Raw genomic sequence first — 6,591 nt, 5'->3', positions numbered from 1 at the left:
CGAGCTCGATGGTCGTCAGGCCAACGCGATCGCTCAGGCGACCGAGCGTCATGCCCAGGAACGCGCCGCGGCCGGCGCCACCTCCTGACCCGAACACAGCTCGAGCCGGCCGGTCCTGTCGGGCCGGCCGGCTCGATCGTTCTCGGGCTTGCGTCCACCAGGTCAGCTGGTTGCCGTGCCGGCGCTCCGACGCTTCTTGATCGCCTCACCCACGATCGGGACGATCGAGACGGTCGCGATCAGGATGAGCATGATGAACAGGATGGTGTCGACGTTCTCGCTGACCCACGGAATCTGGCCGAGGAGGCCACCGAGGAGCGTCATGCCCGTCGCCCACAGCACGCCGCCGACCGTCGAGTAGATGAAGTAGGTCCGAGCGTCCATCCGCCCGATGCCGGCCACCACCGTGATGAGCGTTCGAGCCAGAGGGATGAACCGAGCCAGCACGATCGCGCGCGCACCGTACTTCTCGAAGAATCGTTCGACCTTCTCGACCTGGCCTTTCCGCAGGAGCTTGGCGTTGGGCCGGTTGAACAGCGGTGGCCCCACCTTCACCCCTATCCAGTAGCCGCAGATGTTGCCGAGGACCGCGGCGACGGTCACGGTCACACAGACCAGGCCCAGGTCGGGGCTGATCGCCCCGGTCGCGGCGAGCAGGCCCGCGGTGAACAGGGTCGGGTCGCCCGGCAGCACGACCCCGATCAGGAGCCCGCACTCGGCGAAGATGATCAGGAAGATGCCCAGGAGCACGAACGGGCCGAGCCAGTGGAGGATGCCCACGATGTCGTACATCACTTCACCTCCTGGCCTGCGATGCTGCGCAGAAGCTGGGCGATCTCCTCGCCAGGACTCGCAGGGGTCGTGAACCCGGTCTCGTCGCGGATCTCGGCCAGGTGATCCCGCACGTCCTCGACCGACAGCGCCGGATGGTGGTAACCGCGGGTCCGGCCGGTGAAGAACGTGGCGACCTGTCCGGCGCCTGCGGTGTAGGTCTCACCGCTGACAGGACAGTCGGCATGGCACAGGAAGGCGACGACGGGAGATACGAGCGCGGGGTCGAGCCTGGCTGTGATGGCCGCCATCATCGCCTGCGCAGCAGGGTCGAGTCGTCGCTCGTCGGCCGCGCCCACGGAGTGGGCGAGCATCCGGGTGGCAGCGATCGGAGCGACCGCGTTGACCTTGATGCCGTGGCGGGCGCCCTCCTGGGCCAGGACCCGGGTCAGGCCGACCAGCCCGGCCTTGGCCGCGCCGTAGTTGCTCTTCGTCTCGGTGCCCAAGATGCCGGCGGCTGACGTGGTGTTGACGATGCGGCCGTACCCTTGTGCCCTCATCGCGATCCATGCCGGGCCGGTCACATGGAAGGCTCCGCGCAGGTGCACGTCGACCACAGGATCGAGCAGGTCCGAGGTCATGGCCTCGAACGGAGCGTCCCGCAGGATTCCGGCGTTGTTGACGAGGACGTCAAGGCGACCGTAGGCCTCGAGCGCGGTCCGGACGATGGCAGCGCCCCCTTCCGGAGTGGCGACGCTGTTGGTGTCGGCGACCGCGGTGCCGCCGAGGTCGCGGATCTCGTCGACCACCGTCTCAGCCGGATCGGCGTCGATCCCGTCGCCCGTCACCGAGCCACCGATGTCGTTGACGACGATCTGCGCGCCGCGGGACGCCAGGAGCATGGCATGCTGGCGGCCGAGGCCGCCGCCCGCACCGGTGACGACAGCTACCTTGCCGTCGAACCCGAGATGTGTCATCGAAACTCTCCCCTTCACCAGGTGATCGGAAGCTCGTGGACGCCGTAGATGCTCATGTCGCTCCTGAACCTCACGTCCTCGATCGGGGTGGCGAGCTGCAGGCCTGGCAGGCGGCGTAGCAGCGTGGGCAGGGCGATCTGAAGCTCTGCGCGAGCCAACGTCTGGCCGAGGCACTGGTGCACGCCGTAGCCGAAGGCAAGATGTCCGCGCGCGGAGCGGCCGAGGTCGAGCGTCTCGGGTTCGTCGGTGAATCCTGGGTCCCAGTTCCCGGCGGGCAGGTTCATGATCAGGCCTTCGCCGGCTCGAACGAGCTGGCCGCCGATCTCGACGTCCTCCTTGGCGACGCGGGCGACGAGACTGTGCACGATGGTGAGGTAGCGCAGCAGCTCCTCGACGGCGTTCGCGATCACGACGGGATCCTCGCTGTCTCGGAGGACTGCCGCCTTGTCCGGCTCCTGGAGCAACGCCGCGGTGGCCAGGGCGATCATGTTCGCGGTGGTCTCGTGGCCCGCGTTGAGCAGGATGACGCCGTTCATCGCCGCCGACTCCCGGCGCAGCTCCCCGGTCTGCACGTGCTCGCGGACGACACGGCTGATCAGGTCGTCCCCCGGCTCGTGCTCCTTGCGTGCCACCAGATCCATCATGTATCCGAAGAACTCCCGGGAGGCCTGTGCCTTCTCCTCCCGTGTGGAGCTCATGTTCATCAAGGTGCCGGTGACCCGCTGGAAGAAGTCGTGATCGGCGTAAGGGACGCCGAGCAGGAGTGAGATCACCAGAGACGGGATCGGCAGCGCGTAGTCGGCGACCAGGTCGGCCGGCTGGCCCTTGTCGATCATCTTGTCGATGAAGTCATTGGCCATCTCCTCGATCTGCGGACGCATGGCGTTGACCCGCTTGACCGTGAAGTCCTTGGTGAGCATGCGCCGAAGGCGCGCATGCTCGGGGTCATCCATCCGGGGGAAGATGTCCGGCGCACTGGGTCCGTCGTGCGCACCGTTGCTCTGCAGCGCAAGGGCTTCGGCGCTGATCGCGGAGTGGGCCATGGCGGTCTTGATGTCGTCGTATCGGCTGACGGCCCAGACGGTGTGGCCGTTCCAGCTCACTCGCCGCAGCCCGGGCTCCTCACGCCAATGGGTGTACTCGGCAGCCGGGTTGAACGGGCAGCGCGCAGCTCGCGCCCCGGGAAAGACGGGCAGATCATGGGCATCGGTGGTGGTCATGGGATTCTCCTGTCAGGCGGCGATGGTGCGGTTGAGTACTGCGGTCCACGCGGTGCTGCCCGCGATGAGGGCGCGCCATGCGCGCAGAACCTTCGGCGACGCGCCGACGGCGAGGACACCGACCAGGCGGTCGGCCTTCCGGTAGATCACCAGCAGTCGGCCGCTCGCCGATGTGGTGTTGTCGAGAACGAGAGCTTCGTCGTGGTCGCGGAGGTAGCCGTAGGCCTGCACCTTGACGTCGTACTGGTCGGACCAGAAGTACGGCACAGGGGCGAACGGCCTGCGGGTCTCGGGGCACAGCAGGTTTCGGGCGACCGCCAGGCCCTGCTCCGCGGCGTTGGTGCGGTGTTCGATGCGCATGGTCACGTCGAACAGTGGGTTGTGCCAGCGGGCTACGTCACCAACGCCGTAGACACCGGGGCCCGCTGCGCTGTACTCGTCGCACACCAGGCCCTCCTGGACGGCCAGGCCGCTGTCGGCGAGCCACTCCGTGTTCGCGACCGAGCCGATCGCGACCAGCACGTCATCGGCGGGCAGGACGGAACCGTCTTCCAGCCGGACCCCGCTCACCTGGCCACCGTCCTGGACGATCTCCGTCACCCTCACGTCGGCGCGGATCCCGACACCGTGATCGCGGTGCATGGCCGCGAGAAAGCGGCCCGTAGCATCGCCGACCGCCGCTGCGAGCGGGACCGGTGCCGATTCGAGCAGGGTCACGTGGACGCCTAGGCCGTTCGCGGCAGCCGCGACCTCGGCGCCGACGAAGCCCGCACCGACGACGACCAGCCGCCGTCCCGGGCGCAGGCGCTCCTTCAGTGCCAGCGCGTCCGACACGGTGCGAAGCGTGTGCACACCGGCGATGCCACCGGTACCGGGTAGCCGGCGGGCCCGAACTCCGGTCGCAACGACGAGCTCGTCGTAGTCGAGCCTGATGCCATCCTCCAGCAAGACCTCACGGCGGCCGATGTCGAGCCCGGCGGCCGGAACTCCAAGCCGAAGGTCGAGATCGAGAGCATCGATCTCGGCCGACGAGCGGAGCGCGAGCTCGTTCGGCCCGCGCTGACCGGTCAGCACCTGCTTGGACAGCGGCGGACGGTCGTACGGCATCGCGGGTTCGGCGCCCACGAGCGTGATCGGACCCTCGTGACCGGCTCGGCGCAACGCCTCCGCCGTCGCCAGCCCGCCCGTGGAAGCCCCCACGACAACCACCCGTTTCATGACTCCGCCAGATGGATCACGGCCGCCGGGCACACCAGCGCCGACTCACGGACTGGGTCGTGCAGCTCTGGCGAAGGTGACTCATCCAGCAGCACTACGACGCCGTCCTCCTCCCGTTGGTCGAACACCTCCGGTGCGAGCAGAACGCACTGACCCGCGGCAACGCACTTGTCTGCGTCGACACTCACTCTCATGTGAGCCTCCCTAGAAATGACAGTGATGTGACATTTGCTTGAGTCGCCGAACGTAGCACAAGTGACAGTGCACTGTCGTTTTGCTACGCTGGCGCGGTGAAGGCAGAGACAGAACGACAGCCACGAGCAGACGCGGCGCGAAACGCCGACCGGATCCTGCGCGCGGCGCGCGCGGTGTTCGCGGAGACTGGCCCGGACGCGTCACTCGAGGACGTCGCCCGCCACGCCGGAGTCGGCAGCAGGACTCTCTATCGACACTTCCCGACCAAGAAGGACCTGGTCCAGGCGGTGTTGGGCCAGAGCATTGCGCAAGACCTCGCGCCGGCCATCGACACGGCACGTGAAGACCCCGACCCACGGCACGCGCTGGTCGGGTTGGTCGAAGCGGCGATGTCGCTCGCTTCCCGAGAACACGGCACCTTCACCGCTGCACGGATCACCGATTCCCTTCCGCTGGACATCACGACGGCGTTCTACGAGACCCTGAGCGAGCTGCTGCGCCGCGCCCAGGACGGTGGAACGATCCGCGCCGACCTCGTCCCGGACGACCTGGCCAGGATCATGGGCATGCTGTTCAGCACGATGTGGAACAAGGACGCTGACGGCGACGGCTGGCGGCGCTATCTCGCCCTCATCCTCGACGGGCTTTCTCCCGCGGCGGCCAACCCGCTGCCGGACGCTCCCGAGCGCGAGTCGGGGCTTCGTTCAGGTCGCCGAGCCGAGCGCGTCGTCGTGACCGCTCGAACGGTTCCTGTGGCGCCCGACCAGGCTCCCGAGTCCTAGGTGACGACGCCTGGCTCCGCCTCGCGCTCCCGCCAGTCCGCGACGGCGCCACCGTGGGTGATCCTGCTCGTGCTTGCGCTGAGCACATTCACGATCGTGGTGATGCAGACCATGGTCATGCCGATCATGGCGGCGCAGGCCGAGTCACTCGACGTGTCGATGGCCGACATCTCCTGGATCGTGACGGTCAATCTGCTCTCGGCCGCGGTGTTCACCCCGGTGCTCGGGTCGCTGGGCGATCTGATGGGCCGCAAGCGGGTACTGCTGATCACGCTCGGTTCGGTGACCACCGGTTCCGTCCTCGTCGCCATGGCGCCGACCTTCGCTCTTGTGCTGGTCGGCCGCGTGCTCCAGGGCATGGGTTTCGCGGCGATGCCGCTGGCGGTGGGCATCGTGCGCTCGATCTTCCCCGCCGATCACGTGCCGTCGGGCCTGTCTCTGCTCAGCGCGCTCACCGGGATCGGGGCGGGCGCTGGCCTGCTCATCGCAGGCTTCCTGAGCGAGTGGGGTGTTTCCACTCAGAGCATGTTCTTGATCGCCGCGGCCGGGACTGCCATCGGCATGCTCGGCGTCGCAGTGCTCGTCCGACTCCCAGAACGCGCGCAGGGCTTCCATGTCGATGTCGGGGGAATGCTGACGCTCGGCGGCGGGCTCGCCTGCCTCGTACTCGCGATCAACCGCGGGCCGCGGTGGGGCTGGACCTCGCCCACGGTGCTCGGACTCTTCGTGGCCGGCCTCGTGCTGCTGGTTGCCTGCTACTACGTCGAGCAGCGGGTCAGCAGGCCACTACTGGACATCGCGACGATGCGCAGGCCGGTCGTGCTCGGCACCAACCTGACCGCATTCCTCGTCGGCGCAGGCATGTACGGAGCGTTCATCCTCGTCATCCAGTTCGTGCAGACACCGAGCCGACTCGGCTACGGGTTCGACGCCGACGCGCTGAGCGCGGGCCTCACCCTCCTGCCCCTGACCGCCGGCACGCTCGCAGCGTCCATGACCGTGTCGCTGCTGATCCGGCGCATCGGGCCGAAGTGGCCGCTGTGCACGGGCACCATGGTCGCAGCGGCCACCTTCGGGTTCCTGTTGGCCTTCCACACCGAGCACTGGCATTTCTTCGTCGCCACCGGACTGCTCGGTCTCGGGCTCGGACTGGCCATGGGTGCCATGCCCACGCTGTTGAACAGCGGGGTGGAGCCGAGTCAGACCAGCGTCGCGAACGGCATCAACCAGACCTTGCGCTCGGTCGGCGGGTCGATCGGAACGGCCGTCGCGACGGCGATCCTCGCCGTCAACACGATGCCTGACGTCGGGCTGCCCACGCTGGACGCGTACCCGGTCTCCTTCGCCGTTTCGGGCGCCATCTGCTTGGTTGCGATCGCCGCAGCCGTCGCGATCCCCTACCGACACCCGCCGGAGCCGGCCTGATGC

General features: G+C 68.0%; 7 protein-coding genes. 2 read left to right on the top strand and 5 right to left on the bottom strand.

The window, feature by feature from the left end:
• Positions 1-162: 162 nt before the first annotated feature.
• From BLT25_RS15605 to BLT25_RS15585, 5 genes are read right to left on the bottom strand one after another with little or no spacing between them, the layout of a single operon-like run.
• Positions 163-792 (bottom strand): DedA family protein, encoded by a 630-nt coding sequence (locus tag BLT25_RS15605; protein ID WP_091047564.1) that lies wholly within the window; start codon positions 790-792, stop codon positions 163-165.
• Positions 792-1,748 (bottom strand): SDR family NAD(P)-dependent oxidoreductase, encoded by a 957-nt coding sequence (locus tag BLT25_RS15600; protein ID WP_091047562.1) that lies wholly within the window; start codon positions 1,746-1,748, stop codon positions 792-794. The genes BLT25_RS15605 and BLT25_RS15600 overlap by 1 nt, the downstream gene beginning before the upstream one ends.
• Positions 1,749-1,762: 14 nt before the next feature.
• On the bottom strand, positions 1,763-2,968 hold the full coding sequence (locus tag BLT25_RS15595) for a cytochrome P450 (RefSeq protein WP_091047560.1): 1,206 nt from the start codon (positions 2,966-2,968) through the stop codon (positions 1,763-1,765).
• A gap of 12 nt (positions 2,969-2,980) precedes the next feature.
• Positions 2,981-4,168: an NAD(P)/FAD-dependent oxidoreductase gene (locus BLT25_RS15590; protein ID WP_218131355.1), complete on the bottom strand. Its 1,188-nt coding sequence runs from the start codon at positions 4,166-4,168 to the stop codon at positions 2,981-2,983.
• Between the two features lie 14 nt (positions 4,169-4,182).
• Positions 4,183-4,380 carry a ferredoxin gene (locus BLT25_RS15585; protein ID WP_091047555.1) on the bottom strand — a complete coding sequence of 66 codons (198 nt, stop codon included), beginning with the start codon at positions 4,378-4,380 and terminating at the stop codon, positions 4,183-4,185.
• Between the two features lie 96 nt (positions 4,381-4,476).
• Between BLT25_RS15585 and BLT25_RS15580 the strand changes: the two genes are divergently transcribed.
• Together BLT25_RS15580 and BLT25_RS15575 are read left to right on the top strand one after the other, a co-directional pair.
• Entirely contained in the window at positions 4,477-5,163 is a 687-nt protein-coding gene (locus tag BLT25_RS15580; RefSeq protein WP_091047553.1) for a TetR/AcrR family transcriptional regulator, read from the top strand.
• Positions 5,164-6,588: an MFS transporter gene (locus BLT25_RS15575; RefSeq protein ID WP_143033769.1), complete on the top strand. Its 1,425-nt coding sequence runs from the start codon at positions 5,164-5,166 to the stop codon at positions 6,586-6,588.
• Positions 6,589-6,591 lie beyond the last annotated feature (3 nt).

The sequence above is a fragment of the Nocardioides sp. YR527 genome, assembly GCF_900101045.1.
Classification (GTDB): Bacteria; Actinomycetota; Actinomycetes; order Propionibacteriales; family Nocardioidaceae; genus Nocardioides.
The sequence above is the reverse complement of the archived record's forward strand: the minus strand, read 5'-3'. Positions and strand labels throughout refer to the sequence as shown.